Annotated in this window: 19 protein-coding genes; 9 read left to right on the top strand and 10 right to left on the bottom strand. The window is 67.9% G+C overall.

What is annotated here, in order from left to right; genetic code table 11:
• On the bottom strand, nucleotides 1-487 hold a 487-nt coding region (locus ACYVHT_RS17025), incomplete at its 3' end, for an amidase family protein (protein WP_460554556.1).
• Between the two features lie 143 nt (nucleotides 488-630).
• On the opposite strand from ACYVHT_RS17025, the gene ACYVHT_RS17020 reads away from it, so the two are divergent.
• Nucleotides 631-996, top strand: a complete 366-nt coding sequence (locus tag ACYVHT_RS17020; protein WP_460554553.1) for a glyoxalase superfamily protein — start codon at nucleotides 631-633, stop codon at nucleotides 994-996.
• Here the strand turns inward: ACYVHT_RS17020 and ACYVHT_RS17015 are convergent.
• The 4 genes from ACYVHT_RS17015 to ACYVHT_RS17000 form a co-directional block, all read right to left on the bottom strand.
• The gene (locus ACYVHT_RS17015; RefSeq protein WP_460554550.1) at nucleotides 985-1,731 is read right to left on the bottom strand and encodes a LytR/AlgR family response regulator transcription factor; all 747 of its coding nucleotides are present in this window, start codon (nucleotides 1,729-1,731) and stop codon (nucleotides 985-987) included. The two genes, ACYVHT_RS17020 and ACYVHT_RS17015, sit on opposite strands and share 12 nt — an antisense overlap.
• A gap of 40 nt (nucleotides 1,732-1,771) precedes the next feature.
• A complete protein-coding gene (locus tag ACYVHT_RS17010; protein WP_460554547.1) occupies nucleotides 1,772-2,869 on the bottom strand; it encodes a sensor histidine kinase in 1,098 nt (365 codons plus the stop codon).
• A gap of 116 nt (nucleotides 2,870-2,985) precedes the next feature.
• Entirely contained in the window at nucleotides 2,986-3,930 is a 945-nt protein-coding gene (locus ACYVHT_RS17005; protein WP_460554544.1) for an alpha/beta fold hydrolase, read from the bottom strand.
• A gap of 219 nt (nucleotides 3,931-4,149) precedes the next feature.
• Nucleotides 4,150-5,574 (bottom strand): pectate lyase family protein, encoded by a 1,425-nt coding sequence (locus tag ACYVHT_RS17000; protein ID WP_460554541.1) that lies wholly within the window; start codon nucleotides 5,572-5,574, stop codon nucleotides 4,150-4,152.
• A gap of 289 nt (nucleotides 5,575-5,863) precedes the next feature.
• Between ACYVHT_RS17000 and ACYVHT_RS16995 the strand changes: the two genes are divergently transcribed.
• The 4 genes from ACYVHT_RS16995 (at nucleotide 5,864) to ACYVHT_RS16980 (ending at nucleotide 16,419) form a co-directional block, all read left to right on the top strand.
• A complete protein-coding gene (locus tag ACYVHT_RS16995; RefSeq protein WP_460554537.1) occupies nucleotides 5,864-6,319 on the top strand; it encodes a carboxypeptidase-like regulatory domain-containing protein in 456 nt (151 codons plus the stop codon).
• 256 nt (nucleotides 6,320-6,575) lie between these two features.
• Nucleotides 6,576-9,572, top strand: coding sequence for a 7TM diverse intracellular signaling domain-containing protein (locus ACYVHT_RS16990; RefSeq protein WP_460554534.1), 2,997 nt, complete (start codon nucleotides 6,576-6,578; stop codon nucleotides 9,570-9,572).
• Nucleotides 9,573-9,675: 103 nt separating this feature from the next.
• Entirely contained in the window at nucleotides 9,676-15,738 is a 6,063-nt protein-coding gene (locus ACYVHT_RS16985; RefSeq protein ID WP_460554531.1) for an alpha-2-macroglobulin family protein, read from the top strand.
• A 93-nt stretch (nucleotides 15,739-15,831) separates the two neighbouring features.
• Nucleotides 15,832-16,419, top strand: a complete 588-nt coding sequence (locus tag ACYVHT_RS16980) for a Crp/Fnr family transcriptional regulator (protein WP_460554529.1) — start codon at nucleotides 15,832-15,834, stop codon at nucleotides 16,417-16,419.
• Between the two features lie 235 nt (nucleotides 16,420-16,654).
• Here ACYVHT_RS16980 and ACYVHT_RS16975 read toward each other — a convergent pair whose 3' ends face one another.
• Nucleotides 16,655-17,497, bottom strand: coding sequence for an SDR family oxidoreductase (locus ACYVHT_RS16975; protein WP_460554526.1), 843 nt, complete (start codon nucleotides 17,495-17,497; stop codon nucleotides 16,655-16,657).
• A gap of 21 nt (nucleotides 17,498-17,518) precedes the next feature.
• On the bottom strand, nucleotides 17,519-18,343 hold the full coding sequence (locus tag ACYVHT_RS16970) for a helix-turn-helix transcriptional regulator (RefSeq protein WP_460554503.1): 825 nt from the start codon (nucleotides 18,341-18,343) through the stop codon (nucleotides 17,519-17,521).
• 454 nt (nucleotides 18,344-18,797) lie between these two features.
• Between ACYVHT_RS16970 and ACYVHT_RS16965 the strand changes: the two genes are divergently transcribed.
• From ACYVHT_RS16965 to ACYVHT_RS16950, 4 genes are all read left to right on the top strand, one after another.
• Complete coding sequence (locus ACYVHT_RS16965; protein ID WP_460554500.1) at nucleotides 18,798-19,970, top strand: cytochrome-c peroxidase; 1,173 nt, start codon at nucleotides 18,798-18,800, stop codon at nucleotides 19,968-19,970.
• Nucleotides 19,971-20,159: 189 nt separating this feature from the next.
• Nucleotides 20,160-20,420: a hypothetical protein gene (locus tag ACYVHT_RS16960; RefSeq protein WP_460554497.1), complete on the top strand. Its 261-nt coding sequence runs from the start codon at nucleotides 20,160-20,162 to the stop codon at nucleotides 20,418-20,420.
• Between the two features lie 32 nt (nucleotides 20,421-20,452).
• A complete protein-coding gene (locus ACYVHT_RS16955) occupies nucleotides 20,453-22,366 on the top strand; it encodes a T9SS type B sorting domain-containing protein (RefSeq protein ID WP_460554494.1) in 1,914 nt (637 codons plus the stop codon).
• 98 nt (nucleotides 22,367-22,464) lie between these two features.
• Complete coding sequence (locus tag ACYVHT_RS16950; protein WP_460554491.1) at nucleotides 22,465-22,860, top strand: hypothetical protein; 396 nt, start codon at nucleotides 22,465-22,467, stop codon at nucleotides 22,858-22,860.
• Between the two features lie 78 nt (nucleotides 22,861-22,938).
• Here the strand turns inward: ACYVHT_RS16950 and ACYVHT_RS16945 are convergent, their stop codons facing one another.
• The 3 genes from ACYVHT_RS16945 to ACYVHT_RS16935 are packed head-to-tail and all read right to left on the bottom strand — an operon-like array spanning nucleotide 22,939 to nucleotide 26,545.
• Entirely contained in the window at nucleotides 22,939-24,627 is a 1,689-nt protein-coding gene (locus ACYVHT_RS16945) for a hypothetical protein (protein ID WP_460554488.1), read from the bottom strand.
• Nucleotides 24,624-25,817, bottom strand: a complete 1,194-nt coding sequence (locus tag ACYVHT_RS16940; RefSeq protein WP_460554485.1) for a FecR family protein — start codon at nucleotides 25,815-25,817, stop codon at nucleotides 24,624-24,626. Before ACYVHT_RS16940 ends, ACYVHT_RS16945 begins: the two co-directional genes overlap by 4 nt.
• Before the next feature lie 2 nt (nucleotides 25,818-25,819).
• The gene (locus ACYVHT_RS16935) at nucleotides 25,820-26,545 is read right to left on the bottom strand and encodes an RNA polymerase sigma-70 factor (protein ID WP_460554482.1); all 726 of its coding nucleotides are present in this window, start codon (nucleotides 26,543-26,545) and stop codon (nucleotides 25,820-25,822) included.
• Between the last annotated feature and the right edge of the window lie 100 nt (nucleotides 26,546-26,645).

Below are 26,645 nucleotides of genomic sequence, written 5' to 3'. Positions count from 1 at the left end.
CGGCCGCCACGGCCGCGGCCGCGCCGCCGCTGCTGCCGCCGGGCGTGTGGCCCAGGTGCCAGGGGTTGCGGGCGGGGCCGTGCAGCAGCGGCTCGGTCACGCCCATCAGGGCAAACTCGGGCACGTTGGTTTTGCCCAGGATGTTGAGGCCGGCGGCCTGCCAGCGGCGCACCAGCTCGGCATCTTCCTGCGGCACGAAACTGCGCAGCGCCCGGCTGCCTGAGGTGTGCGGCACGCCCGCGTAGTGCGCCCCAAAGTCCTTCAGCAAAAAGGGCACGCCGCCCAGCGGCCCGGCCGGCAGCCCGGCCGTGGCCCGCTGCCGGGCCGGCTCATACAGCGGCTGCACCACGGCGTTTATTTGCGGGTTCACGGCTTCGGCGCGGGCAATGGCGGCGGCGCACAGCTCGGCGGCCGTGAGCTGGCCGCGGCGCACCAGGGCCGCCATGGCGAGGGCGTCGAGCTGGTCGTATTCGGCAGGTGCTATCATGGGCTAAATGTAGTTCGCGGGCACTGGCCAAGGCCAACTGCCGCCGCGCCTCGTAAGTATCGGCCCACAGCAGTATCTTTCCTGAAAATCATTATATTCTCATTCCCTCATTCGCCAATCCTTACGCGCTGCCACCTCACCGCATGGTTACCCCGGTATTTCTCATTCATGATGGGCCCCAGGCACTTGCTTTCTACATCGACTGGCTGGGCTTTCACATCGATTGGGAAGAGCAGCCCAACCGGGAACGCACCTACCTCCAGATTTCGCGCCACGACGTGCTGCTGCACCTGAGCAACAGCCCCGCCGACAGCGCCGCCGGGGCCACTGTGCGGGTAGAAGTTCGCGGCCTGCCCGCCTACCATCGCCAGCTGCTCAACCACGCCGCGCCGCCCATGCGCCCCAGCCTGGGGCCGGCCTACTGGAACAGCCGGGTGCTGGAAATGGAAGTGCTCGACCCCTTCGGCAACCGCCTCATCTTCTGCGAGCCCGGCGCGTTAGAGGCTTAGCAGCTCGCGGAAGCGCACCGACTGCTGGCGCGACACCTCCACCGCCGGGCCGTCGCGCAGGGTCAGCTTCAGCGTGTTGCTGAACCAGGGCTCGATGCCGGCAATCCATTTCAGGTTGATAATCTGCTGGCGGTTGACGCGGAAAAAGACCTTGGGGTCGAGGCGCGCCTCCAGCTGCTGGAGCGTGCGCGGAATAAGCGGCCGGTGCTGGTCGAAGTGAATGCGGGTGTAGCTGCCGTTGATTTCGAAGAGCTTGATGTCGGCCAGCTTCACAAACCAGCACCGCTCGCCGTCTTTCACAAACACCTGGTCCTGGGCCGTGAGCGGGGCCTGCGGGGCTTCCTCGGCCGGGCCGGGCGGCGGGGTTTCGGCGGGCAAGGCCGGAGCGAGGCGGGTGCGGGCTTTGGCCAGGGCGGCGGCCAGCCGGGTTTCCTGCACGGGTTTCAGCAGGTAGTCCAGGGCATTCACGGCGAAGGCCTGCAGGGCGTATTCGTCATACGCCGTGGTGAAAATGACGTGGGGCGCGGCCTCCAGCGTGGCCAGCAGCTCGAAGCCGGTCTGGCCGGGCATCTGCACATCGAGCAGCAGCAAGTCGGGCCGCAGGGCCTGAAGCTGGGTGCGGGCCTCGTCGGCGTGGCGGGCCTCGCCCACCACCGTCACATCGGGAAAAGCCTGGAGCAGGTGGCGCAGTTCGGTGCGCGCCAGGCGCGAGTCGTCAACAATCAGAACGTTCATGAGTAGAAGAGAATAAATCGTCTGTCATCCTGCGCTGGGCTCAGGATGACAGTACCGTGGGTGATGCCACCGGCAGGCGCAGCTCGGCGGTCACGGTTTCGGCCTGCCGGGCATCGTCGGCAATGGTGAGGCTGGCGGTGGGGCCGAAGAGCAGCTGCAGGCGCTCGTGGGCATTGGGCAGGCCCACGCCGGTGTGGCCCGGCGCGGCGGGGTTGGGCCGGTAGCGGCCGGGGTTGCGCACCGTGATGAGCACCTGGGCGGGGCCGTCGGGCTGGGCTGAAATATGGACGCCGCCGCCCCCCGGCCGGGGCGCAATGCCGTGCTTGATGGCGTTTTCGACCAGCAGCTGCAGCGTCATGGGCGGCAGCTGCACGGCCAGCACCTCGGGGGCCACGTCGAGGGTGAAGTGCAGGCGCTCTTCCAGCTGCAGGGCTTCGAGGGTGAGGTAGTGGGCCACGATTTCGAGCTCGCGGGCCAGCGGCACCTGCTCGCTGCTGTTGAGCTGCAGGGAGTAGCGCAGCAGGTCGGAGAGGTGCGTCATCATCTCGCGGGCGCGCACCGGGTTTTCCAGCACCAGCGCCCGGATGTTGTTTAGGCCATTGAAGAGAAAATGCGGGTTAATCTGGGCCTTGAGGGTGCGCATCTCGGCCTCGCGCACGGCGGCCGTCAGCTTCCACTGCTCGATTTCGGCCTGGCGCAGGTTGTCGAAATAATGCAGGCTGAAATACGCCGCCGACCACAGCAGCATAAAGAAAAACGAATTGGCCGTGTAGCCCACGTACTGCAGCCACGGAAACCCTTTGCCGCTCTGGCTGGCCGGGTCCACCACCCAGTACAGCAGCGACACGAGCACGCCGGTGAGGGCCATGCTGCCCACGGCCACCAGCAGGTTGCCCAGCAGCAGCCGGGGCAGCAGCGCCGCCAGCGGCAGGCGCGTCCAACCCCGGGCGCGCAGGTACAGCCGCAGCAGGTGGCTGCCCAGCAGCATGGCCCCGGCCACAATGATTTCGATGGGAATAACTATCGGCTTGAACTTGCCGAAAACCGTCGACAGCACGCCGCCCAGCAGGCCATACGCGCCCCAGCCGCCGATTTGCAGTATCCAGTACAGGCGGGGGCGGGCTGAGGTGCGGGGCATGGGGTGAGCAGGAGTTGGGGTAAGTAAATCGAGGGCCGGCAGCGCGGGCGTTGCCGTTCGCGTCCCCGCCCCGATTCAACCATTGTCTGTGGGAGACGCGGACTGCAAAGGTTGCGCTACTTCTTCGCCACGGCCGGCTGCTTCAGAAACGCGTCGGACTGGGCCAGAAACCAAGCCGTGTCGTCGTACATCAGGAAATGGCGGCCGGCTTCCGACATTTCGATACGCGCCTGCGGCAGCCGGGCGTATTGCTGCGCAAAGATGGCACGGGTGCTTTCCTTGGTGGAGCCGTACTGCGCGTAGGCCGCCCACGCGCCCAGCACCAGCACCGGCTGCGTGATGCGGCTGATGTCGGCGCGCAGGTCCATGGTGTACATATCATACATGGCCTGGGCCGTGGTGGCGGGGTCGGAGGCGGCGCTCCACCGCACAATCAGGGCCTGGCGGGCGGTATCGGTGGCCATGCCGGCCGCCATCTGGCGCTGGGCGGCGGCGGGCAGGTGGCCCTGCTTCATCTGCTGGCGCATTTTTTCGGCCATTGGCTGCACCGCTTCCACGGTGGCCGTCGGGTTTTGCACGGCGGCCAGGAAAGGCAGCGAATCCACAATCACCAGCGGGCCGATGGCATCGGGCTGGGCCGTGCTCAGGGCCAGCGCCATGAAGCCGCCCAGGCTGTGGCCCATCACCACGGGCTTGTTCAGCTTCTGGGTTTTGATGTAGGCCAGGAGCTGGTCGCGCACGGCGGGCAGCAGCGGGGTGGCCAGCGTGGCCGCCGGGGCATTGCCGCCGAAACCGGCCAGCGTGATGATGTGGCACTGGTACCGCTGCTGGTAGTGGGCCACGGCCTCGTCCCACACCGCGCCGGGGCAGTTCAGGCCGGGAATCAGCAGCATGGGCTGGCCCTTGCCCACCACCCGCACCGTGAAGGCGGGGTGCTGGGCGGGGTTGTCGGCCACGGCCTGGCGGGCCGGGGCAGCGGGCACGGCTGCCACCGCCGCGCCGGCGGCGCTCAGCAGCAAAAAGGACAACGACAGGCGACGGGCGAAAGCAGCGGTTTTCATGGGTTTGGTTGGGTTCATCTGGTGGTTGAATGACCCAAACTTACCGGCCCGCTTTCGCCACCGAAACGGGTTTTCCGCGAACGGTAATTTCGCCGGCTGAACGGCCTGGGCGGCGGCTGAATGGCGGCGAGCGAGTTGTGGCGGGGACGCTGCGAGTGCGCGCTTTGGGCACACGGCCTCGCAATGCGCGCACTCGCAGCGGCCACGCTACCGCTGGCCTTACTTTGCCTCGGCCGGCACCAGGCTGTTGAGGTAGCTTTCCAGGTTGGTGTAGCCGTCGGTGGCGCGCAGGGCGCGGTCGGCGGCATCTTTCGGGTTCAGGCCGTTGGCCTTTTCCCAGGCATCGGGCATGCCGTCGTGGTCGGTATCGAGGGGCGCGGCGGTGGCTTTCAGCACCGGCCAGGCTTTCTGCGAGATGCTGTAGGGCGTGCCGTGCGGGTAGTGCCCCTGCACGTCGATGACCGTGCCGGTGCGGGTCCGCACTTCGCGCACGATGCGCTGGTCCAGCGTGTCGCGGCGCGGCGCAATGGCCCCGGCCCCGCGCAGCACCGCTTCGTAGGCTACGGCGGCGGGCTGCACCGTCACGGGGCCCAGGGCGAAGGGCGTCGTGACTTTCGACTGCACGGTGTCGGCCGGGGTGCCGCCGTTCATCACCACGCCGCGCCAGTTGTGGGCCGTCACGGCGGGCGCGCCGTCCACGTAGTTGCCGCTCAGGTAAAACCTGCCGTAGGGCAGGCGGCCTTTTTCCTTGTCAATCTTGTAGGGGTTCAGCACCTGGGCTTTCACCCGGGGGCTGGTGCTGGGGCCGGGCTTGTAGTAATTATTTACAATGTTGTAGTTGCCGCCCTCGCCGGCATACACGTTGTTTTCGCCCCAGTTGTAGATGACGTTGTTGCTGAAATCGCAGTTCTCGAAGCCCGCCGGGTGGGTGTAGCGGCTGCCGTTGAAGCGCGGCGTGCGGTTTTTGCAGTGCGCAAACAGGTTGTGGTGGAACGACGCGTGCTGCCCGCCCCAGATGCCGCCGAAGCCGTGGTGCTCAAAGTCCTTGTCGCCGGCCTCGAAGTGGTAGGAGTAGTTCAGCGGCTCGGCCATGATGTTCCATTGCAGCGTGGTACTGTCGCCTTCGTACACCGACATGGCTTCGTCGGTGCTCCAGCTCATCGAGCAATGGTCGATGACGAGGTGGTTGTTGCGCAGGCCGCCGAAGGCATCGTCGCCGCCCGCGCCGTCCACGAAGCCCTTGTTCTGGTTCTTGTCGCCCATCCGAAACCGCAGAAAGCGCACGATGACGTTGTTGGCCTTCACCGAAACCGGGTAATCGGCCAGGCAAATGCCGTCGCCGGGGGCCGTCTGGCCCGCCACGGTGGTATTGCCCTTGCTAAACGTGAGCGGCGCGAGCAGGTGAATGGTGCCCGACACCCGAAACACGATGGTGCGCGCCGGGGCTTTGGCCTCGCTCAGCTGCGCGGCGTAGCGCAGGCTGCCGGGCTGGCCGTCGTCGCTCAGGTTCGTCACTTCGAGCACCGTGGTGGGCACCGCCGCCGTGCCCCGGCCGCCGCTGGTGAAGCGCCCCGCCCCCTCGGCCCCCGGAAAAGCCACCAGGCCCTGCGCCTGCCCCACGGCCGGCAGCAACAGTCCGGCCACGCCCAAAATTCGTAGTACAACTTCGCCCGTTCGCAACCGTTTCATTATAAACTCCATGAAGTTGGATTAAAGCAGCAACTTACGGCAGCCGGGGTGAATCCGGGATGAATGCCCCGGCCGCCCCTCACAAAGCCGGCCCCGAGCACGAAACCCACGCCCAGCCATCGCGCCCGATATGAAGGAAACTTTTCCATAATGAAATTCGTGTCAGAGCTGTTATATTGTTTCTCGTTAGAGTTCCAACCGACCAGCTAACGCCCCTCGTTTCACCCCCAAAGCTGCCCCGATTATGCGCTTACTTTTTCTCGCCGCCACCGTTGCGTTGTTTTGCAGTACCCGGCCAGCCCAGGCACAGCGCGCTGATACCCAGCCACCTACCGCCAGCAGCTCGTCGGAGCGCCCGGCGCCCGCCCCCCGGTCGGGCCGTCTGGCCTGCGTGCCGCTGGTGGGCAAGGTGTACGACCCCAACGGCGCGCCCCTGGTAGGCGCGACACTGCTGGTGAAGGGCACCCACGACATTTACGTCACCGATTCGGAGGGCAAATTTCTGCTCTCGAACACGGTGTATGAAGGGCAGCAGCTGACCGTGGGCGCGGCCGGCTACATCCCGCAGGACGTGCCGCTCACCGATTGCACCCTACCGCGACTCGTGCTGGAGAAGGACCCCACGGCCCACATCAAGCGCAGCGGCAAGCGCATTGGCCAGGTCACCCGCCTCAACAATCGCCGCACCAACCTGAAGTAGCCCTTGGCCGGGCCATCCCGGCTTCGGACCAAGCATACCTGTGCGCAGCAGCGTGCCATACCGGGCAGTAGCCCTGGTGTGGCACGCTGTTTTTTGCCCGGCCCGGCTGGTTTCGGCAAGCCGGGAAATCAGGCTTTGGCCAATTATCGAATAAGCAATAGTGTGGATATAGATTTAATGGAAGACCTTTATCGTGGAATAATGCCCGCTTGGCACTAGCCGTGCGGGCACTTCCGGTGCACCTTTCCCTGAGCTGATGACAAGCCGCACAACCTGGTTTTGGAAGAAATGGCGGGGCGGGCTGCTGGTGCTGCTGGCGCTGGCCGGGGCGCACGGCGTGGCTGCCCAGGCCCCGCTTTTCCTGCGCGACACAGCCCAGGACTACCGCCTGGGCCGGCACTGGGACGTGCTGGCCGTGCCCCCCAACGGCCCCGACACCCTGACGCTGGCGCAGGTGCGCGCCCCCGACTGGGCCGCCCGCTTCCGGCGCAGCCAGCAGGATGTCCCCAACGTGCGCGAAAGCCGGGGCGAAGTCTGGCTGCGCACCACGGTGGTGAATGCGGCCACGCCCCGCACCGCCTGGATACTTCGCAACCGGCTCTCCAACAGCAACAAGACCATGGCCTACGTGGTGGGCCCCAACGGCCGCACGCAGGCCCTGGAAATGGGTCCCGCCTCGCTGGCAGCCCAGAACCAGGCCGTGCCCTACCGCGGCTACCACCGCGTGCTGCCCCTGCCGGTGGGCCAGCCCGTCACGGTGTACCTGCGCACCCAGGGCGGCATCATCGACTACAGCCTGTGCGAGCAGCACCACCTGCAGCGCCTCTGCTACTGGGAAAACCTGGGGCTGGACTTTTTTCTGGGCACGATGCTCATGCTGGGGCTCTACAACCTGTTTCTGTTCCTTTCCATCCGGGAGGTGGCCTACCTGTATTATGTGGCCTACGTGCTGGCGTTCTGCGGCTTGCACATGCAGTCGAAGGGGTTGTTTTTCTGGTGGTTCTACCCGGCGCTGAGCCCGGCCAGCAACGAGCTGCTGCTGCTGGTGCTGACGGCGGCGGCCACCCTGTTTGGCGCGCTCATGGCCCGCTCCTTTCTGGAAACCCGGCGGCGGGTGCCGCGCCTCGACTGGCTGCTGGTGGCCTCGGCGGTGGCGGCGCCGCTGCCCCTGCTGGCCCGCTACATCAACGCCAGCCTGTTCTCGCTCCTGTACCGGCTGATGCCCTTCGTCACGGGCTCGATAATGCTGGGCGTGGGCATTGCGGTGCTGCGCACCGGCTACCGGCCGGCCCGCTACTACATGGCGGGCTGGGGCCTGGTTATTCTGGCCGTTTTCGTGTATTCGCTGACCCGGATGAACGTGCTGCCCGCCAACGGCTGGACCATGAACGGCACCGGCATTGCCTGGGTGCTGGAAATGGCATTTCTGTCGTTTGGCCTGGCCAGCCGCTTCAACCTGGCCCGTGCGGCCGAGCAGGAGGCCCAAAGCCGGGCCCTGGCCACGCTGCGCGAGAAAGAGGAAGTGCAGCAAAATGCCAACCAGCAGCTCACCCGCCGCGCCGCCGAGCTGGAGCACGCCTACGCCGAGCTGCGCGACAGCCTGGCTACCTCAGAGCAGCTCAAAAGCCTGGACGAGCTGAAAACCAATTTCTTCACCAACATCAGCCACGAGTTCCGCACCCCGCTCACGCTCATACTGGGCCCGGCCGAAGACCTGGCCACCGACAGCCCCGACCCCGGCACCCGCCGCAGCGGCGGCCTCATCCTGCGCAACGCCCAGCGCCTGCTACGCCTCGTCAACCAGCTGCTCGACCTCAGCAAGCTCGAAGCCGGGGCCATGGAGCTGCTGCCCACGCCCGGCGATGCGGCCGGCCTGGCCCGGCAGCAGGCGGCCACCTTCGCCTCCCTGGCCGAGGCGCGGGGCGTGCAGTTCCGCACCGAAGGCCCCGTGCGCCTGCCCTTGGTGTTCGACGCGCCCAAGCTGGAAACCATTCTCAACAACCTGCTCACCAATGCGCTGCGCTTCACCCCCGATGGCGGCGAAGTGGTGCTGAGCTGGCAGGCCATTGCGGCCACGGCCACCGCACCCGCCGCCGTGGAGTTTACGGTGCGCGACACCGGGCCCGGCATTGCCGCCAGCCAGCTGCCGCAGCTCTTCAACCGCTTTTACCAGGGGGCTTCGCCGTCGGTGCCGGGGGCGCAGCCGGGCACGGGCGTGGGCCTCACGCTGGTGAAGGAGCTGACTGAACTGCACGGCGGCACCGTGGCCGTGAGCAGCCCGCCCGGCCAGGGGGCCACGTTTACCGTGCGCCTGCCCACCGGCCTGGTGCCGGTGGGCAGTCCGCCGGCCCGGCCCCACGATGCGGCGGCCGGCCCGCTGGCCTCGCACGGCCCGGCAGATGGGGAAATGGCTGCCGGGCTTGCTCCGGAGGAGTATCCGGCTCCCCTGGCCGAGGCCGATGTGGTGCTTTTCATTGAAGACAACGAGGACGTGCGCGAGTTTGTGCGGGCCAGCCTGGCCCCGGCCGGCTACCGCCTGCTCGAAGCGCCCGACGGCCGGCGCGGCGTAGAGCTGGCCCTGGAGCACGTGCCCGACCTGGTGGTGAGCGACGTGATGATGCCCGGCCTGGACGGCTACGGCGTGGTGCGGCAGCTGAAAGGGCACAATGCCACCAGCCACGTTCCCATCGTGCTGCTCACGGCCAAGTCGGCGGGGACCGACCGGCTGCAGGGCCTCGAAACCGGGGCCGATGCCTACCTGGGCAAGCCTTTCTCGGCCCGCGAGCTGCGGGCGCAGGTGCGCAACCTGCTGGCCCTGCGCGACCGCAACCGCTCGCTTACCCAGGCAGCGCAGCGCGCCGCCCTGGCCGACACGCCCCCGGCCGGGCCGGCCGAGGCGGCTGCCGGGCAGCCCCCGGTGCTGCTTTCGGCCATCGACCGGGCCTTTCTGGAAAAAGTGGTGAGCACGGTGACGGAGCACCTGGGCAACAGCGAGTTCGATGTGGACCACCTGAGCCGTGCCGTGGCCCTGAGCCGCACCCAGGTACACCGCAAGCTGCGGGCCCTCACCGGCCAGGCCCCGGCCGAGTACATCCGCACGGCACGGCTACAACAGGCCCTGACGCTGCTGCGCGAGCGGGCCGGCACGGTGTCGGAAATCAGCTACCAAGTGGGTTTTGGCAGTCCGGCGCACTTTTCCACGGCGTTTTCCCGGCAGTTCGGCTACCCGCCCAGCGAGGTGGCGCGGCAGTGAGCGGGCTTGCAAATGCAACGGCTTTCCGGCTGATATAAGTAAAAAACGGGTGTGCATTTCGCCGCAGGCTGGCATCGAGGGATAAATCCTTACTGCCCCGCCTATGCGCCCGCTGCTACTCTTTGCTGCCCTTTTCCTGCTGTTGTTTCGCTCCGCTCAGGCCCAGCAGCCGGTGGCGCAGGCCCGGCAAACGAGCTACCTCACCAAGGTTTTCCGCATCAGCGATGCGCAGGCCCGCACCCTCTACGACCACGGCATGCAGGCGGCGCGGCCGGCGTTTTTTACGCAGGTGGCCGATTCGTTTCCGTCGGGCCAGCCCTCGCGCCGCAAGCTGCCGCTGGGCTACTACCTGGTGGCCCACACCGAAGGCCCGCAGCTGGTGTACCAGCTGCGCACCGAAACCGACCGTGAAGTGCTGGTGGTGGACAACCAGGTGGACGTGAGCCTGGTGGTGCGCGACTCGCTGGGCCGGCTGCTGCCCGATGCCCAGGTGGCGCTGTCCGGCAAGCCCCTGCCCTACGATGCCGCCACCCAGACCTACCGCCGCACCGGCCGCAGCAAAGAAGGCATGGTGGCCGTGACGCAAAACGGCCGCACCACCTACCACACCCTCGACCAGAAGTTTCCGGAAGAAGGCGAGCGGTTTCGGCCGCGCTTCTACTGGCTGCGGCGGGCATACTGGCGGGTGGCGTTCGGCTTTCCGCTGGGCTACCTCGCCCGCCCCACCTACAAGCTGGTGGGCGAGTTGCGCCACGCCTCCGGCGTTTCGACGGGCGTGGTGGGCCTGGTGCGCGCGCCCTTCAACGAAGACGTGCGCGACGAGCGCCGGCAGCGCCGCGAAGACCGGCACGACAATACCCGGCCCAAAGACGACAACCGCTGGACCAACTACGTGGCCACCAGCCAGCCCCGCTACCGCCCCACCGGCGACACCCTGCGCCTGAAAGCGCGGGTGCTGCGCCGGTCCGGCGGCCGGCCCTACCGCCGGCCCCTCACGCTGTGGCTGGGCGGAACCGGGTACGACGACCAGGCCGGCAAGCGCATTGCCACGCTGCGCCCCACCCGGCCCGGCAGCTACCACTACACGCTGCCGCTGAGCGACACGTTGGGCCTGCGGCCCGATACCTACGTGGGCTTCCGGCTGCAGGACCGGCACCACCGTGTGCTGGCCAGCGGGCAGTTTCGGGTTGAGGACTACGAGCTGAAAAACAGCCGCTACACGCTGCGCGTGGCCGAGAAGACTCAGCGCGCCGGCCAGCCCCAGGCCCTTTTCCTGCGCGGCACCGACACGAATGAGCTCAACCTGCTCGATGCCCGGCTGCGCCTGAGCGTGACGCCGGCCGGCGCGCCGGGCCTGCTGCCGGGCCGCCAGCTGTTCATGCCCGATACGCTCTGGACCAGGCACCAGCCCCTCGACGCATTGGGCGAAACCCGCCTCGACCTGCCCGGCACCGCGCTGCCCGACGTGGACTTTCGCTACAGCGTGCAGGCCACGTTCCTGACTTCTGACAATGAGCGCCGCACCGAAAGCGCCTACGTCGATTTTCGCCGCGACCCCGGCGAGCTGCGCATCGAGCTACGCGGCGACTCGGTGCACCTCGACTACCGCCACCTGGGCCAAAGCCAGCCCCACAAGGCCACGCTCGATATTTCCACGGACAGCGACCTGGGCAGCGGCTGGCTGTTTCGCGGGCCCGTGCAGTTGCCGTACGCGGTGAAGGTGAATGGCCTGGCCGATTATTACGAAGTGCGCGACGAGCAGGGCCGCAGCGCCACCCTCGAAATTGACGAGAAAAACGCCGAACTCAGCCTGCTCTCCGACCGCCGCGCCGACTCGCTGCTGCTGGCCGTGAGCAACCCGCGCCAGGTCAGCTTCTGGTACTACATCTACCAGGGCAACCGCCTGCGCTACCGCGGCTACGGCCCCGACCTGCGCCTGGCCGTGCCCCACGCCGGCCAGGAACCCTGGTACGCCTCGCTGCACTACTGGTGGGGCGAGGAAATGCGTACCGCCGAGTTCACGATGGCCCTGCCCGCGCCGCAGCTGGTGGTGAGCGCCGAGCAGCCGGCCGTGGCCTACCCCGGCCAGAAAATCAGCCTGCGCTACGCCGTGACCGACGAGCGGGGCCGCCCCGTGCCCAACGCCGACCTCACGAGCTACGCCTACACCAGCAAGTTTGAGCAGGCCGCCGCGCCCCGGCTGCCGGTGCTGCGGGCCAGCCGCCCGGTGCAGGGCCGGCAGTCGCGCCGTCGCTTCGAGTTGGGCGACGACTTCGACGGCAATTCGGGCCGCACGCTGCTGCCGTGGGCCAGGTGGCGCGCCGTGCTGGGGCTCGATTCGCTAAAATTCTACCAGTTTCTGTACCCGGAAAGCGGCTTTTTTCACGAATACCGGCCCGCGCCGGGTGGCATCACGCAGGTGGCCGTTTTTCTGGTCGATTCGGGCCGGGTGCAGCCGCCGATAGCCGTGTACGTGGACGGCCAGCCCGGCTACCTCTACGACCTGAACCGCAACGGCCCCTACACGGCCGTGGCCGACAGCGGCTTTCACACCCTGAGCGTGCGCACCGGCAACCGGCTGGTGACGCTGCGCGACGTGTACCTGCGCCCCCTGCACAAGCTCACCCTGAGCATCGACGTAAACCGTCCCTGCGCCGAGCTGAGCGTAGAAAAGCGCACCGTTGCCCTCTCCCCCACCGAGCTGCTGGGCCTGCAGCGCTCCATCGTGGTGCTGGATAACTCGCTGCTGGCGGCGGCCACGCTACGGCAGGGCAACGTGCTGCGGCCGCTCGCGCAGGGCTACTTCGGCGGCACGTCGGTGAGCGGCCCCTTCCGGCCCGATTCGGTGCTGCTGCGCGATGCGTACGGCTTGCGGCGCAAGTTTATGTTTGAGCCGCTGTACCGGTACTCGTTTGGCCCCGGCCTGCTGAAGATGCAGTGCCTGGAAACCGGCCAACTGGGCTCACTCAACGATGCTGCTTATTCCAATTGGCTGCCGCTGAAGGATTTCGCTTACACCGAAGCCGATTTCAAGCGCCAGCCCGCCTGGGTAGCCGCCGCCACGCCCGACTACCTCGATGCCCACCTCGAAGTGCCCTACACCACGCCCCCGGGCCAGGGCCGGCTGGAGCTGCGCCTGCCCGAACGCCCCACCAAATTCAACCCAGCCTACCCAGCCCTGGCCGTGCCGCGCTACGTGCTGCTCATCCGGCCGGGCCAGCCCAAATTTCTGCGCCTCGACTACGGCGGCCGGCTGATTCACGCCCTCGCGCCCGGCCGCTACCGCGTGGCCGTGCTGCTGGCCGACAGCTCCTGCCTGGCCCCCGCCGAAGACGTCCTCATCAAACCCAACGGCCAGACCTACTTCCAGCTCCGCCTCGCCGACCGCGTGCCGGCCGGCCGCCTCAGCCGCCGCATCAACCAGCTGCTGTGGCTGCGGCGGCCCATCAAGGGCACCATCTCGCTGGCCGACAGCGTGCCCGCCCGGCGCGAAATTCAGGTCGAAACGCCCACCACGCCCCAGCCCGGCTGGCGCACCATCCGGGGCCGCGTGCTCGACCAGGCCAGCGAAGAAGGCCTGCCCGGCGTGACCGTGCTATTGAAAGGCACTACCATGGGCACCTCAACACAAGCCGACGGCAGCTTCTCGCTGCAAGTGCCGCCCGATGGGCGGCAGACACTGACGTTCAGCTACATCGGATATGTGAGAAAAGAGGTCGCACTGGAAAAACAAACGGTCCTGGTTGTCAAGCTGGCCACTGATACGAAACAGCTGAGCGAAGTGGTGGTGGTTGGCTATGCCTCCGTTACGCGCCGTGACTTGACCGGCTCCGTCGCTACCGTAACGGCAGCCCCCTTACGCGGCCTGGCCGGCAAAGTGCCCGGCGTACAGATTGTTAGCGGAGCACCGGGCAGCGCCTCGCGGGTAACCATTCGCGGCAACTCCACTCTGGCCGGCAGCACCCAGCCGCTGATTATCCTCGACGGCCTGCCCTTCAACGGCCTGCTGGCCGACCTCGACCCGGCCACCATTGCCAGTGTGAATGCCGTGAAAGCGGCCCAGGCGGTGGGCATGTATGGCTCGCAGGCGGCCAACGGCGTGCTCATCATCATCACCAAAAAGAATGGCGATGCCGCCGGCCCCGGCCAGGACCCGCGCCTGGCCCTGCGCCGCCATTTCCGCGACTACGCCTGGTGGCGGCCCCTGCTCGTGACCGATGCCCACGGCCTGGCCCGCACCGAAGTGGTGCTGCCCGACAACGTGACCAGCTGGGACAGCTTCGTGCTGGCCTCCGACGACCACGGCCGGCTGGGCCAGGCCACCGGCCGCGTAAAATCGTTCAAGCAGCTGCGGGCCGAGCTGGCCACGCCGCGCTTCCTGGTGGCCGGCGACCGCACCCAGTTGCTGGGCAAAAGCCTGAACTACGGCTTCGACACGGCGCAGGTCGTGACCACTTTCCGGGCCGGAGAAAAAGTATTGCGCACCCAAAGCCGGCTGGTCAGCCCCGTGGCGCTCGACACGCTCACCTTCGCCGCGCCCCCGACGACGGTGCCCGATTCGGTCACGCTCAGCTTTGCCCTGGCCCAGCCCAACGGCTACCAGGACGGCGAACAGCGCAGCCTGCCCGTGCTGCCGGCCGGCACGCTGGAGCGCGTGGGCACCTTCGCCACCCTCACGGCCGCCGACACCACGGTGCAGCTGCCCGTCAACCCGGCCTGGGGCGAAGTCACGGTGCGCCTCGAAAGCGACGCCCTGCCCCTGCTGCTTTCCGAAATCGAACACCTGCAGCACTACGCCTACCTCTGCAACGAGCAGGCCGCCTCCAAGCTGAAGGCGCTGCTGCTGGAACGGCGCATTCGGGAGGTGCAGCAGCTGCCCTTCCGGGGCGACCGGGCCGTTAATTTCCTCATCAAAAAGCTGCTGGCCGGCCAGCACAAGCCCGAGCACCTGTGGGGCACCTGGCCCACTTCGGAGGTGAGCCCGTGGGCGACGACGCACGTGCTGGAGGCGCTGCTGGAAGCCGAAAAGGCCGGCTACAAAGTGCTTTTTGACCGCACGGCGGTGCAGCGCTACCTGCTGCGCGAACTGGACGACCACCTCGGCGAAGCCGCGACGGTGGCTGCGCTCCAGGGCCGGCCACGGTTTGGCTACTACCGTGCCCCCGACGACCTCATTCGCCTGCTGGCCCTGCTCCACCGCCTGGGGGCCCCGGCCGACTACCAGACCTACGCGGCCCGGTTCGACCGGCTGCAAACCGGCCGCCAGTCCCTCGACCGCTACCTGGCGCTGGTGGCGTTGCGCCAGCAGCTCGGCCTGCCCTACCAGCTCGACACGCTGCGGCGCTACCGGCTGCGCACCCAGCTGGGCGGCGTGTTTTATGCCGATACGCTGCACATGTCGGCTTACTACGGCTACCTGCTGCGCAACCGGGTGGGCACCACGCTGCTGGCCTACCGCGCCCTGCGCGCCATTGGCGGGCATGAGGCCGAGCTGGCCCGCCTGCGCGTGAGCCTGCTCGACCTGCGCCTGGGCGGCCACTGGACCAGCACCTACGAGGCCGCCCAAATCCTCGAAACCATCGGGCCCGATTTACTGGCCTTGGGCAAGGCGGCCACGTTTGCCCGCGCCCAGCTCAGCGGCGGCCTCAACCAGACCGTGACGCAGTTTCCCTTCACCACCAGGCTGGCCGGCAGCACCGGCCCCATCACCCTGCGCAAGGAAGGGCTGCTGCCCATCTACGCCACCGCTTACCAGAACTACTGGAACCCCCGGCCCGCGCCCGTGAGCGCCGCCTTCACGGTGCGGACCGAGATTGCGGGGCAAACCGGCTCCCGCGTGGTGCTCCGCGCCGGCCAGCCCGCCGAGCTGCTCGTGACCGTGGACGTGAAAGCTGAAGCCCGCTACGTGCTGCTGGAAGTGCCCATTCCGGCCGGCTGCTCCTACGGCGACCCCGCCCCGACCCATTACCTCGAAACCCACCGCGAGTACCTGCGCCACCAGACCGGCATCTTCCTCGACCGGCTGCCCATCGGGCGGCACCAGTTCCGCATTGCGCTTCAGCCGCGCTTCCGGGGCACCTACACCATCAATCCGGCCAAGGCCGAGCTGGTGTATTTCCCTACCAAATTCGGCCGCTCGGCCAGCAAGCAGGCGGTGGTGAAGTGAGCCGGGCAGGGCTGCCGATGCCGACCGAATCGGCGGCGGGCTGTGGGCCGCGTAGCATCTTTGCGGCATCACCCCCCCCCAACGCCTTGCTGCATGGCCGCCGCCCCGCCCACCTACAGCCTGCTGCACGCCCACCTGCTGGCGCGCGTGCCGCTGAGCGATGCCGACTTTGCGACCTTCTGCGGCTACCTGCACCCGCTGACGCTGGGCAAGCGCCGGCACCTGCTCAACGCCGGCGACGTCTGTACGCACTACGCCTTCGTGACCCGCGGCTGCCTGCGCAGCTACTCGCTCAATGCGCAGGGCCACGAGCACACCCTGCAGTTTGCCCCCGAAGACTGGTGGGTGTCGGACATGTACAGCCTGCTCACCCGGCAGCCCAGCACCATGAACATTGACGCGCTGGAAGACTCGGAGCTGCTGCTGCTGCCCCATGCCGACATGGAGGCCATCTACGCGCAATGTCCCATTTTCGAGCGGTACTTCCGGCTGCTGATGCAGAGCCGCTACATCGTGCTGCAGGAGCGGGTGAATGCCTCCCTGAGCCAGTCGGCGGCCGAGAAGTACCAGCATTTTGTGCGCAAGTACCCCACCATTGTGCAGCGGGTGCCGCAGCACGTCATTGCCTCCTACCTGGGCATCACGCCCGAGTCGCTGAGCCGGGTGCGGCGGCAGCTGTAGCGGCAAAGGCAGCCCGCCCGGCCCGCTCGCCGACCTTGTGTCGCCACCTGCCTGACCGCCCCCGACGGCTTCACGACAGAAGTATGCCGCAACCGGCCCCGCTCCGAATGGCTGGTGACGGTGGCGGGCGCGCTGGTGCCCGGGCCGATGAGCTGCGGCTTTTGCCAGGTTGATTTTTCGTCGGGCAGCCCGCTTTCAGCCACGCCCCGAAGCAGCCGACCCGGCGGCCGTGGGGCTACGCATCCGACTTTTCGCCCGCAACGGTGCTTAGGCTTGCCTCTGCAGACGATGCAAACCGGGCGGCCACGCCCTGCCGGAAGGCCTCGGGGCCGGCGGCCAGCCGCTGGGCGTAGGCGGCCACGGCGTCGGGCCCGGCCTGGTAGCGGAGCTGGTCTTTCTGGTCGGTGGCGGCTTCGAACACCACTTCGGCAATGACGTCGGCAGATGAGAATTGTGCGTTTGCCTGGCCGGCCAGCAGCTTCTGCAGCAGGTCGGCGTAGGCTGCGTGCTCGGCCACCTCGAGCGAGCGGCCGGTGAAATCGGTAGCAATGCCGCCCGGCGATACCGTCTTGATGCCGATGTGGTGCCGCGCCAGCTCAAACGACATGCTTTCGCTCCAACCTTCAATGGCCCACTTGGTGGCGTGGTACAGCGAGTACAGCGGAAACGCAATGAGCCCGCCAATGGACGTGGTGCTTATGATGCAGCCAGACCTCTTTGCCCGCAAATGCGGCAGGAAAGCCTTGGTTACCCGAATGACGCCCAGCAGGTTGGTGTTAACCAGCTGGGTTATCTGCTCGTCCGACAGGGCTTCGAGCGCGCCGATAAGGCCGTAGCCCGCGTTGTTGAACACTACATCGACGGGGTGCAGGGCAATGGCGTGCTGCACGGTGGCGGCAATCTGGGCCGGGTCGGTCACGTCCAGTGGCAGCAGGTGCACCTTGGGCAGCTGCGGCAGCTCGGTTTCGCGCTCGGGGTGGCGCATGGTGGCGATGACGTTCCAGCCGCGCTCGGCAAACAGCCTGGCCGTGGCCTTGCCTAAGCCCGACGAAGCGCCGGTGATGAAAATGGTGGGCATAGCAAAGGGGAATGGGGTGGGTTAGCCAGCAGCACCGGTCGGGCGAATGCTGGACGGATTGCAGCCAAAAAGCTGTTTGAAGGCGTGGGAGAAATGCGCCAGGCTCTCGAAGCCCACCTCGTGGTACACGTCCGATGGGCGCTTGTTTTCCTGCTGCAGCAGGTAGTGGGCTTCGGCCAGCCGCTTCTGGTGGAGCCAGCGGGCGGGCGAGGTCTGAAAAACCTTCTCAAAATCCCGCTTGAACGTGGCCAGGCTGCGGCCCGTGAGGTAAGCCAGCTGCTTCAGGGCAATGTTGAAGCGGAAGTTCTGCCGCATAAACGTTTCCAGGTCGATTTTGCCGGGCTGACCGAAGCTGAACAGCACCGGTTGCAGGTCGGGGTGCGCCTGCAGCAACCGCCGCAACGCCTCCTGCTGCCAGCGGCGGGCCAGCGGGGCCGGCAATGCCTCTTCGAAATAGGGCCGCAGTGCATCGAAGAGGTTGTGCAGCGCCGGGCCGGGCACCAGGGCCGTTACGGCCGCAGTAGGCCCGGGGGCGGCGCCGGCGCTGCCATACAGCCGGCTGCATTCGAGCAGCAAAGCTTGGTCGAACAGCACCGTGATGGCCCGAAACGGTCCATCTTCGGCGGGCTGTTTGATGAATTTCGCCAGAAAGTTCTTCCGCGAAAACAGCAGGCTGCCGGCTTCGAACGTCTGGCTGGTGCCGGCCTCGCTCACGCGCAGGCTGCCGGCCAGCAGGTACGTCAGGCCGTGCACGGGCACGCACTGCTCGCCCGCCACCTGCCGGCTTTCATAGTGCGAGTACACGATTTCCGGTCCGATGCCGGCGGGCAGCTGCTGCGTTTGCATTGGTCTTTTGGCTACGCTTTTACCCTGCAAAGTTCGGGAGCCGGCGCGGGGCCTGGTTTGCGTGAGAAGCTCAAACTTGCGCAAGCCAGCCGCTTCCGTGGCAGCCCGCATTCACCGTCCCGGCACGGCCGAACTGCCCGGCAGCTTTTTCCCGCAGTCGCCCACCAGCCGCAAGCCATCTCTTTTATTGCCTTAGCCTCCTTTCGCCGGCATCCACCAGTTTGTCAATGCCTTCTGCGGATTAGCCGGGCATTGTGAAAAATATTTTTCGGCCCGGCGTGGGGGTCAGGCGGGGCTTGGGTGTCTTGTCTTTGAGCGGCACGACAAGGGCCCAAACAACCAATACGGGCATAATTTCTGAGCGAGGCAATGCATTGCCCCGGCAGGACTTCACTGCCCTTGCTGCCGCCATCATTTACAAACTAAAATCCTCTGTCAAAACCATTTACCCGCTATGCCACTATCCGTTTCCGTCTCCACGAAACTCACGGCGATGCTGGCGGCGGCGGGGCTGCTGGTGGCAGTGGCATCCTGCCGAAAGGATACGGAAACGCCCGCCAACGACCTGGCGGCCCTGCCGCTGGTGGCGCCCGCGCCGGCCAACAACGTGAGCAGCCCGGCCAAAATCGCGCTGGGCCGGGCCCTGTTCTGGGACCCGGTGCTCTCCGGCGGCCGGGACGTGAGCTGCGCCAGCTGCCACCACCCGGCCACCGGCTACGCCGACGCCCTCGACCTGAGCATCGGGGCCAATGGCCAGGGGCTGGGCACGGCCCGCCACTTCCGCGCGCCCAACGACATTCCCTTTGTCAAGCGCAACTCGCCGACGGTTCTGAATACAGCCTTCAATGGCCTGACCTCGGCGGCGGGCCTGCCCGACCCGCTGGCCGCGCCCATGTTCTGGGACGTGCGGGCGCAGTCGCTTGAGGCGCAGTCGCTGCTGCCCCTTGCCACGCTGGAGGAAATGCGCGGCCACCAAGGCACCGAAGCTGCCGCGCTCGACACGGTGGTGGCCCGGCTGCGGGCGCTGCCGGCCTACGCCATACTGTTCAGCGCCGCTTTCGCGGAAGCGATGCCCATCACGGCCCCCAACATCGGCAAGGCCCTGGCCTGCTTCGAGCGCACGCTGCTGGCCACCGACGCGCCGTTCGACCAGTACATGCGCGGCAACAAGGCCGCGCTCAGCGCCCTGGAGGTGCAGGGCCTCAATGCCTTCGTGGCCAGCGGCTGCGCCAAATGCCACAGCGGCCCCATGCTCAGCGACTACAAAACCCACGTGCTGGGCGTGGCCGACAACGCCAAGAACGCCGCCTCCGACGCGGGCGTGGGCGGCACCTACGCCTTCCGCACGCCCAGCCTGCGCAACGTGGCCCGCACCGCGCCCTACATGCACAGCGGCACCATCCCCACCCTGCCGGGCGTGCTCAATTTCTACGACCCCGGCCGGGGCCAGGCCCCTTCGGCCAACCCGCACGTGCCCACCAGCCAGCGCGACCCGCTCTTTCCCGGCCGCGTGACCGACCCGCAGGCCATCATTGCCTTCCTGGGCACGCTCACGGCCACCAGCTACGACCGCACCGTGCCCGCCAGCGTGCCCAGCGGACTGCCCGTGGGCGGAAATATTCACTAGCCCCAAAGCCGCCTTTGCGCGCTGATTTCAAGGATTTTCGAAAACAGGTAGTGCTGCCCTTACGCATCTGCTAAGCCACGACTGGTGCCGGCCATTTGCGCCGGCGCACCGGAATCCGGACACGGCGCGGCGGGCCGGCCATCTCATCCTCACCGGGCCGGTAGTCTGGCCGAAAATTTTGCTCAACCCGTGAAAACTTCCCCCTATCGCCAGCCCCTGGCCCAGCCCGCCCGCCCCTACGCCTTCCCCCAGCACTGGGATGCCATCGTGGCCCGGCAACAGGAAATCTACGAAGAGCTGCTGGCCAGCCATGAGCTGCCCACCGGGCGCCCGGGGCCGCGGGCCGCGCGCCGGCCCGCCTCGGCCCGCGAGCTTACCCGCGACCTCGCCGGCTGGACGCCGCAGATGGGTGCCGCGCTGTGCGTTGCCCCGCCCCAACCTCGCCACTAACGCATTCCCCGTCTGTCAATCCGCTATTTGCAATGCTTACTTTTCGCCCTCTTTTCTCTTGCTGTCGGGCCTGGCTGGTGCTGGGGCTGCTGCTGCTGGCGGCCGGCCCGGCGGCGGCCACGCACATCGTGGGCGGCGAGCTGGACTTGCAGCACCAGACCGGCAGCACCTACCGCCTCACACTCACGCTGTATTTCGACGCCATCAACGGCGACCCGGCGGCGCTGGACACGGTGCTGGTGGCGGGCATTTTTGATAAGGCCACCAACCGCCAGCTCAGCACCGTGCGGCTGCCGCTCACCAGCAACACCTTCGTGCCCTACACCAACCCGGCCTGCGCCGTGGGCTCGCTGAGCACCCGCAAGCTGCTGTACGCCCGCAGCCTCACCCTCGATGCGGCCACCTACACCAGCGCCAGCGGCTACTACGCGGCCGTGGAGCGCTGCTGCCGCAACCTGAGCATCAGCAACATCGTGAACCCTGGCTCGGCGGCCCAGACGTTTTACCTGGAATTTCCGGCCGTGGTGCGCGGCGGCGCTTCGTTCATCGATTCGACGCCGCGCATCTTCCCCGCCCTCGGCGACTACGCCTGCCTGAACACCCTGTTCTACTACGATTTTGGCGGGCAGGACCCCGACGGCGATTCGCTGGCCTACGACCTGGTGACGCCGCTCAACGGCCACGCCACCTTCGCCAATTCCAGTCCGGCCCCGGCCGCCGCGCCCTACGCGCCCATCACCTGGAGCGCCGGCCGCAGCGTGAGCAGCCAAGTTCCGGGGGCCCCCGCGCTGGGCATTGATGCGCGCACCGGGCGGCTTACGGTGCGGCCCAGCAGCCTGGGGCTGTTTGTGTTTGGGGTGCGCTGCGCGGAGTACCGGCGGGGCGTGAGAATTGGCGAAACCCGGCGCGATTTCCAGCTATACGTGCTCAATTGCCCGGCCAACAACCCACCCGTGGTGGCCGTGCAAACCTCGGCCGGCTGCGCCTACCGCCCCGGCCGCGACACGCTGCGCCTGGCCGCCAACACGCGCTGCCTCACCATCCGCTACACCGACCCCGACCCGAACTCGGTGCTGAGCCTGAGCGTGAAGCCGGTTAATTTCACCACGCCGGCCCCGGCCTTCACCACGGCCAGCAGCGGCACGGTGCGCGCCAGCGGCCAGCCCGATACGCTCGCGGCCACGCTCTGCTTCCCGCCCTGCGCCGACACCCAGGGCCGGGTGTACTGGCTCAACGTCATCGTGGCCGACAACGGCTGCAGCCTGCCCAAGCACGACACCGTGCGCGTGGCCTTCACCGCCACCGCCGTGCCCAACACGGCGCCGGTGCTCACCGCCACGTTTGTGCCCACGCCGCAGCCCGAGGCCCCGCCTGCCGTGGTGCGCGTGGCCCTCGGCAGCCCCTATACGGCCACCCTGCTCGGCACCGATGCCGACCAGAACGGGCTTGCGCTCACCGCCACCGGCGAGGGTTTCGACCTGGCCGCAGCGGGCATGAGCTTCGTCGCCCAGAATGGCGCTGGCCGCGCCACCGGCACCTTCGCCTGGAACCCCGCCTGCGGCCTGGCCACCACCAGTACCGAGGGCCTGCTGGTGCATTTCCAACTGGCCGAAGACGCCGCCTGCAACCCCAGGCCCCAAACGCTGAGCGTGCGCTTCCAGGTCATTCGGCCCGCCGACTCGCTGGCGTTCCGGCCGCCCAACATCATCACGCCCAACGGCGACGGGCTCAACGAATTCTTCACCCTCGACCAGGCCCTGCCGCCCGATTTCTGCGCAAGCCAGTTTGCCAGCGTCCGCATTTTCTCGCGCTGGGGCCAGCAGGTGTACCAGTCGCCGGAGCGCACGTTCCGCTGGGCCGGGGCCAGCGTGGGCGCGCTCTACTACTACCTCGTCACCTTCACCGACGGCCGCCGCTTCAAGGGCTGGCTCGAAGTCAAACCCTGATTCACCCTCCGGCTTCAGGGCCGCTTCGTCCCTCGTTTTTCACTTACCGCTTACCCATTTCTCAACCCCATTTTTCCAACCCTTTTTCCATTTCTTTTATGAACCGGATTACTGTTCGCGGCCGTGTATTCGCCGCCATTGCCCTCCTCGGCCTGAGCGCCAGCCCCCTGCTCAGCAGCTGCCAGAAACACGAAAGCGAAGGCCCCGATGCCAGCGTGTGCGCCATTGCGGCCACGGTGGTAGAGCAGGCCGGCACCGGCCTGGTGCTGCAGCTGGCCAATGGCTCCTACGTGGTGCCCACCGGCACCACCTGGACCAATTTCAACGCCACCGCCGGCCAGACCGTCACGGTGGGCTACTCTACCGGCAAAGGCAAGTGCGGCAGCGGCAGCACCGCTGCCAACGGCCAGACCGTGGAGCTGGGCTGCATCACGGCCGTTACGCCCACTACCACCACGACTACGACCTCTACCACCGGCAGAGGCTCCAACTAAGGCACCGGCCGGCTGCACACAGAACGGTCCGGCGAAGCATCTTGCTTCGCCGGACCGTTCTGTGTGCGGATGGTGCGGCTAAAACCGCACGCCCAGCTGCAGGCCCGGCCACAGCCGGACGCTGCTGTGCTCGTCGCCGGAATTCAGCCAAAGCCATTGGTCATGCCCAAGCGGCCAGCGGTCGGCGGCGTTGCCTTCGGTGCGCGCGGTGGCCAGGTTGAAGGTGGGCCCGCCGATGAGCTGCCAGCGGCTGCCCTGCCTGAGCTGCCAGGCCAGGGCGGGGCGCAGCTGCACCAGCTGGCTGTGGTCTGCTCCCGATTCCCGCCCCCCGCCCAGAAACCAGCCCAGCACCTCCAGGCTGGGCGTGAAGCGCCCCCGCGCCTGGCCGGCCGTGCCCAGGCCAATGCCGAAGCCGCCGCCGCCCTGCCGGCCGCCGCCCACTATGCCCGCCCCCAGCACCAGATACGCCCGCTGGAAACCCACCTTGCCCACCCCACTCAGCACCAGCGTTTCGCCAATGGCGGCCTCGCCGTGCAGGTATTTGGGGCCCGCCAGGGCCGCCAGGCTGGTTTGCTGCTTCGGCGGCGAGGCAGTAGCGGCGGGCGGCGGGGTGTCAGATGCCGGGGCGGCGCCTGGGTTGCCCGGCAGCACGGGCGGCGGGCTGCTTTGCAGGCCCGAAGCAATGGGTCGGCCAGCAAGCGGGGCCAGCAAATCCGCTTCCGGCCGGTCGATTCCGACGGGTATTGCCGGGGCCCGTTTGCCGGCCTGCGCAGCCGGAGCCGATGGCCCGGAAGCTGAAATCCGGCGGCCCGGGCTCCGGGCGGCAGAATTATTACGGACCTGCGGCCCGCCCGCGACGGCAGCTGCGGCCGCCCCGTGGGAGGCCCCCGCTCGCCCGGGTGCCGCCTCGCTGGCCAGGCCGCCGGCCGGCCCTTTTGCTGGTCGAATAAGGGCCTGCCGCGCGGGCGCGCCGGCCGCCGCCTGCGGCCCGGAAGCGTTGGGAGCGGCTGCTTTTAAGGCGGCTTTTCCAGCGTCTCTCCCCCGGCTATCAGCCGCTGTCGCCGCCACGGCGGCGGTAGCAGCAGCGCCGGAGGCTGCTTTCAGGGCAACTGCCGGAGCCGGCCGGTGGCGGCTGGCGGCCGGCCGGCCGGTTGTTTGAGCGGTGGGCGCTGCTTTGGCAGGCACGCTTCCAATCGATTCCTTTTCCACCTCGCTCCGGCCATTGCCAGTTGCGCGGCGGGCCGCCACGGCCGGATTTGCCAGGGCTTTCGCGGCTCTGGCAGGGCCGGCATTCGCCGCCAACGAAGCAGGCGCCAGTGAACTCCTTGCCGAACCGGCGGCCCCGGCTGCTACAGCGGCCACCGGGGCCGTCGGTTCGGGCCGGCCATTCACGGCCACCACGCCCGTGGGCACCCCAAGGCGGCTCGGCCAGAGCACGAGCTGCCCGCCCACAAGGCCAAAAGACAATTGCTCATCCTCCAGAATCTCGCGCAGCACCGCCGCCAGCGGCCGGGGCGGACCGGGGCGCAGCACGCAGCGGCGTCCCGTTGGCACCAGCGAGCTGCTGTAGCTGAAGGGCAGATGGCTTTGGCGCGAAAGCTCGGCCAGCACCTCGCCCAGCGGACGCGGGCCCGGCCGGGGCTGCACCAGCAGCACCAGCGCCGGCGAAACCGGCTGGGCTGCCGCCGCCGGGGCAGTCAGCAACAGCCGCATCCACGCCGCCGCTACCGCCAGCCGCCCTCCCCAATATCGACGTACTCGCTTCACGGCCGGGGTGTGCGCTGAACGGGCCCGGCGGCAGATGCATCAGCCGATGCGGGGGCGGGCGCCGCGCAGCCGGCACCTTGCAGCAGGTAGCCGCCGCGTCCATCGGGCATGAGCTGGCTGGCCGTGGTGGCGGCCAGCACGGCCAGCACCTGGCCGGGCTGCGGCCGGGCAAACGTGCCCGTGAAGCGGCACTGGCCCAGCTGCGGGCTGCTCAGCTCCACGGTCGTGCCGAAGGTGACGCGCAGGGTGCGAACCACCTGCGCCACCGACGCCTCCTCGAAGTGCAGGGTATCGGTCTGCCAGGCGCGGAAGTTTCCGCCCTCGGCCGGGGTGCGGTGCAGCTGGTGGGCCACGCGGCCGGGCGCATCGGTGGCGTGCAGCGCGGCGCGGGTATTGGCCGTGAGCAGAATGCTGTCGGGCGCGGCCTGGCGCACCAGCCACACGCGGCCGTGCGTCACGCTCACTTCTACCGAGTCTTCGGCGGCAAAGGCGCGCACGTTGAAGGCCGTGCCCGTCACCCGCACCCGGGCCGTGGTGGTGTGCACCACAAAGGGCCGGGCCGGATTGTGGGCCACTTCAAAATAGGCCTCGCCGGTAAGCTGCACGTTGCGCAGGCCCGCGCGCGCCTTGGGTCCGGCCCAGGCATAGCGCAGCCGCGAATGGGCGTTGAGCCACACCGTGCTGCCATCGGGCAGCCGCACCACCTGCCGCCGGGCGGCGCTGGCATACGTCAGCACGGTTTCAGGCTTCTGGGAAAACAGCCCGCGCAGCCAGTAGCCCGCGCCAAACAGCAGCACCAGCCCGGCCGCCAGCTGCCAGCGCCTGCGCTGCCGCCGCTGCATGGGCCACAGCGGCCGGGCAGCGGGCCGGGCGGGCGAAGCCGGCATTGCTTCCGCCCGTTTTAGTTCTGCCGGCACAGGCGGCGGAGCCACTTCCGCCGGCGCTATCAGGGGCCGGAAGCGCTGCCAGGCGGCTTCCACATCGGCCGGCGAGAAGAGCACGGGGGCGGCGGCGGCTTCGCCGGCCCGCTCCCAGGCGCGGGTCACGGTGGTCAGGATTTGGAGGTGCGTGGGGTCGGCCTGCACCCACTCGCGCAGTGCCGTCCGCTCGGCGGGCGAGGCCTCGGCGGCTAAATGGCGGGCCAGCAGCTCCCACGGAGCATCGGGCGGGTCGGCGTAGAAAGGCGTCATAGCTACTGGTTTCGGGATACGGGCGCGGCTTTTATCAGATACACAGGCGGCCCGCTACCCCTACGCGACTCCCCAAACCATATCGACTGGCCTGGTACCGGCGCGGCCGGGCCGGCTGCCGGCAAGCCCGCCAGGCGCATCGCGGCAAAATAAAGCAGCAGCCCATACAGATTTCGCAGCACACCGGCCAGCTCCTGGCGCAGAATGCGCAGGGCCTTGCCCATCTGGTTTTCTACGGTTTTGGGCGAAAGCTCCAGCGCGTCGGCAATCTGCTGGTAGCTCATTTCCTCGTAGCGGCTCAGCTCGAACACGACCCGGCACTGCGGCGGCAGCTTGCCCAGCGCGGCGGCTATGGCATCGGTGGCTTCGGCGGCGTGCAGCTGGGCAAGCGCATCGGGCGCCACGGGAGCGGTGTCGGGCGGGGCCTCGTCCCAGGCCACCTGGCGCTGGTCGCGCTGGCGGTAGCGCAGGGCCGCGTTCAGGGCCATGCGGGTGAGGTAGGCCCGGTACGAAGCTATTGCGGGCAGCTCGGCAAGGCCCTGCCACACTTTCATAAACACGTCCTGCAACAGGTCTTCCACCACGGCCCGGTCGGGCACCACGCGGTACGCCACCGCGCCCAGCGGGGCATAAAAGGTTTTGAACAACAATTCGATGAAGGCCGAAGGATTCGTCTGCCGCAGCTGGGCCAGGCGTTCGTTCAACGCAGCGTCATCGGGAGCAGGCATCGGCAGAGTGGGGGTTGAATGGGGCGGCTACCGCCCGGGTGAAGCGGGCCAATCTGGAGTACCGGCCATGAGCCGGACGTGAAGAACGGTTCCCAATATC

Source organism: Hymenobacter daeguensis, assembly GCF_054780555.1.
The sequence above is the reverse complement of the archived record's forward strand: the minus strand, read 5'-3'. Positions and strand labels throughout refer to the sequence as shown.

Bases quoted from the DNA above. Each gene is read 5' to 3' on its own strand.
- ACYVHT_RS16970 (WP_460554503.1), bottom strand. From the start codon at position 18,343: ATGCAAACGCAGCAGCTGCCCGCCGGCATCGGACCGGAAATCGTGTAC.
- ACYVHT_RS17015 (WP_460554550.1), bottom strand. From the start codon at position 1,731: ATGAACGTTCTGATTGTTGACGACTCGCGCCTGGCGCGCACCGAACTG.
- ACYVHT_RS17010 (WP_460554547.1), bottom strand. From the start codon at position 2,869: ATGCCCCGCACCTCAGCCCGCCCCCGCCTGTACTGGATACTGCAAATC.
- ACYVHT_RS16975 (WP_460554526.1), bottom strand. From the start codon at position 17,497: ATGCCCACCATTTTCATCACCGGCGCTTCGTCGGGCTTAGGCAAGGCC.
- ACYVHT_RS16935 (WP_460554482.1), bottom strand. From the start codon at position 26,545: ATGCCTGCTCCCGATGACGCTGCGTTGAACGAACGCCTGGCCCAGCTG.
- ACYVHT_RS16965 (WP_460554500.1), top strand. From the start codon at position 18,798: ATGCCACTATCCGTTTCCGTCTCCACGAAACTCACGGCGATGCTGGCG.
- ACYVHT_RS16985 (WP_460554531.1), top strand. From the start codon at position 9,676: ATGCGCCCGCTGCTACTCTTTGCTGCCCTTTTCCTGCTGTTGTTTCGC.
- ACYVHT_RS16940 (WP_460554485.1), bottom strand. From the start codon at position 25,817: ATGACGCCTTTCTACGCCGACCCGCCCGATGCTCCGTGGGAGCTGCTG.
- ACYVHT_RS17020 (WP_460554553.1), top strand. From the start codon at position 631: ATGGTTACCCCGGTATTTCTCATTCATGATGGGCCCCAGGCACTTGCT.
- ACYVHT_RS16990 (WP_460554534.1), top strand. From the start codon at position 6,576: ATGACAAGCCGCACAACCTGGTTTTGGAAGAAATGGCGGGGCGGGCTG.
- ACYVHT_RS16995 (WP_460554537.1), top strand. From the start codon at position 5,864: ATGCGCTTACTTTTTCTCGCCGCCACCGTTGCGTTGTTTTGCAGTACC.
- ACYVHT_RS16950 (WP_460554491.1), top strand. From the start codon at position 22,465: ATGAACCGGATTACTGTTCGCGGCCGTGTATTCGCCGCCATTGCCCTC.
- ACYVHT_RS16955 (WP_460554494.1), top strand. From the start codon at position 20,453: ATGCTTACTTTTCGCCCTCTTTTCTCTTGCTGTCGGGCCTGGCTGGTG.
- ACYVHT_RS17005 (WP_460554544.1), bottom strand. From the start codon at position 3,930: ATGAAAACCGCTGCTTTCGCCCGTCGCCTGTCGTTGTCCTTTTTGCTG.
- ACYVHT_RS16980 (WP_460554529.1), top strand. From the start codon at position 15,832: ATGGCCGCCGCCCCGCCCACCTACAGCCTGCTGCACGCCCACCTGCTG.